This window comes from Megasphaera sp. DISK 18, assembly GCF_001682955.1.
Classification (GTDB): domain Bacteria; phylum Bacillota; class Negativicutes; order Veillonellales; family Megasphaeraceae; genus Megasphaera; species Megasphaera massiliensis.
This window is the reverse complement of the sequence record NZ_LUGJ01000043.1, coordinates 1-3,007: the sequence shown is the minus strand read 5'-3', so window position 1 is coordinate 3,007 and position 3,007 is coordinate 1. Positions and strand designations below refer to the sequence as shown.

General features: G+C 53.4%; 1 rRNA gene. It reads right to left on the bottom strand.

The features are described from left to right. Window positions 1-73: 73 nt before the first annotated feature. A 23S ribosomal RNA gene (locus A0U42_RS09495) occupies window positions 74-2,985 on the bottom strand. Window positions 2,986-3,007 lie beyond the last annotated feature (22 nt).

The following is a 3,007-nucleotide window of genomic DNA, read 5'->3' as shown; positions in this document are numbered from 1 at the left end:
AAGCCTTGCTTCGGAGTAAGCGACTCACGAAGGTTTATGCGTCCCTACGGTCCTTTAAACCTGGTTCGCTGCTTAAGTCAAGTCCTCGGTCTATTAGTACCGGTCCGCTCCATACATCGCTGTACTTCCACTTCCGGCCTATCAACCACATCGTCTTTGTGGGACCTTACTTGTTTTCACAATGAGAAACCTCATCTTTAGGCTGGTTTCACGCTTAGATGCTTTCAGCGTTTATCCGTCCCCGACGTAGCTACCCAGCTGCACGGCTGGCGCCATGACTGGTACACCATTGGTCGGTCCACTCCGGTCCTCTCGTACTAGGAGCAGCCCCTTTCAAGTTTCTTCCGCCCGCGATGGATAGGGACCGAACTGTCTCACGACGTTCTGAACCCAGCTCGCGTACCACTTTAATGGGCGAACAGCCCAACCCTTGGGACCTACTTCAGCCCCAGGATGTGATGAGCCGACATCGAGGTGCCAAACCTCCCCGTCGATATGGACTCTTGGGAGAGATAAGCCTGTTATCCCCAGGGTAGCTTTTATCCGTTGAGCGATGGCAATTCCACTCTCTACCACCGGATCACTAAGCCCGACTTTCGTCCCTGCTCGACCTGTCCGTCTCGCAGTCAAGCTCCCTTCTGCCTTTGCACTCTTCGCGCGGTTTCCGTCCGCGCTGAGGGAACCTTTGGGCGCCTCCGTTACTCTTTCGGAGGCGACCGCCCCAGTCAAACTGCCCGCCTGAGACTGTCCGCAAGTCTGTTAAACTTCTCGTTAGAATTCCAATAAAACAAGGTTGGTATCCCACCATCGGCTCCGCAAATACTGGCGTACTTGCTTCTCCGCCTCCCAACTATCCTGTACATCTCTTACCGGAATCCAATCTCAGGTTACAGTAAAGCTCCATGGGGTCTTTCTGTCCAGTCGCGGGTAACCTGCATCTTCACAGGTACTTCAATTTCACCGGGTCCCTCGTTGAGACAGTGCCCAAATCGTTACACCTTTCGTGCGGGTCGGAACTTACCCGACAAGGAATTTCGCTACCTTAGGACCGTTATAGTTACGGCCGCCGTTTACTGGGGCTTCAATTCACTGCTTCGCTTGCGCTAACACTTCCTCTTAACCTTCCAGCACCGGGCAGGTGTCAGCATCTATACATCAGCTTTCGCTTTAGCAGACGCCTGTGTTTGTGGTAAACAGTCGCTTGGGCCTCTCTTCTGCCACCCGGTTCCGCTCCGTGCGCTTCTGCACTTCACGTACGCCGGGTTATCCTTTTCCCGAAGTTACGGATACATTTTGCCGAGTTCCTTAACGAGGGTTTTCCCGCGCACCTTAGAATTCTCATCCTGCCTACCTGTGTCGGTTTCGGTACGGGTGCCTGATTCCTCACTAGAAGCTTTTCTCGACAGTTTAGTGCCAGCCCCTTCGCGACTGTTTCCAGTCGCTCCCCATCGCATCTCAGCTTCCGGGAAGACGGATTTGCCTATCTTCCCACCTACCTGCTTGGACGTGCTCTTCCAATCGCACGCGCGCCTTCCTTCCTGTGTCACTCCATTGCTCAAACGAAATCAGCCAGTACAGGAATTTCAACCTGTTGTCCATCTCCTGCGCGTCTCCGCCTCGGATTAGGTCCCGACTTACCCTGGGACGACGATCGTTGCCCAGGAACCCTTAGGCTTTCGGTGGAAGGGATTCTCACCCTTCTTTTCGCTACTCATACCGGCATTCTCTCTTCCTGCCTGTCCACCTGTCCTTCCGGTCAGGCTTCTCCCATGCAGGAACGCTCCCCTACCCAATTAACAAAGTTAATTGCCAAAGCTTCGGTTCCGTACTTTAGCCCCGGACATCTTCGGCGCAGAGTCTCTCGACCAGTGAGCTATTACGCACTCTTTTAATGGTGGCTGCTTCTGAGCCAACATCCTGGTTGTTTTTGAAATTCCACATCCTTCGCCACTTAGTACGGCATTGGGGACCTTAGCTGTTGGTCTGGGCTGTTTCCCTCTTGACTATGGGCCTTATTACTCACAGTCTGACTCCCATGGATAAGTACAGCCATTCGTAGTTTGATTAGGTTCAGTAGCCGGATAGGCCCCTACCCTGTTCAGTGCTCTACCGCCTGTACTCTCGCCATGAGGCTAGCCCTAAAGCTATTTCGGGGAGAACCAGCTATCTCCACGTTCGATTGGCATTTCACCCCTACCCACATCTCATCCAAAAGCTTTTCAACGCTCACTGGTTCGGTCCTCCACACATTTTTACCTGTGCTTCAACCTGGACATGGGTAGATCACTGTGGTTTCGGGTCTGCTGTTACTAACTATACGCCCTGTTCAGACTCGCTTTCGCTGCGGCTCCGCATTTTCTGCTTAACCTCGCTAGCACCAGCAACTCGCCGGTTCATTCTTCAATAGGCACGCCGTCGCGCATATAAAGCGCTTCGACTGCTTGTAGACATACGGTTTCAGGTTCTCTTTCATTCCCCTCCCGGGGTTCTTTTCACCGTTCCCTCACGGTACTATTCGCTATCGGTCCATATCAGTGTTTCGCCTTGGAGGGTGGTCCCCCCTGCTTCCCACAAGGTTTCTCGTGTCTCGTGGTACTCTGGATCCTGCTCCATGCATTTGCTTGCGCTTACGAGGCTCTCACTCTCTCTGGCCCGGTTTCCCAACCGGTTCTGCTTCACGCCTGCACTTGTTAGCAGTCCGCAACCCCGGACTGGTTTCCCAATCCGGTTTGGGCTCTGCCCCGTTCGCTCGCCGCTACTAGGGGTATCTCTGTTGATTCCTTTTCCTCCGGCTACTTAGATGTTTCAGTTCACCGGGTACCCATCCTCATCGAGGATGACGTGACTACTCACGCCGGGTTTCCCCATTCGGAAATCTGCGGGTCAAAGGTTACTTGCACCTCACCGCAGCTTATCGCAGCTTATCGCGTCCTTCATCGGCTGATATGGCCAAGGCATCCGCCGTACGCCCTTACTTACTTGACTTACATCTGTCTCTTATACACAC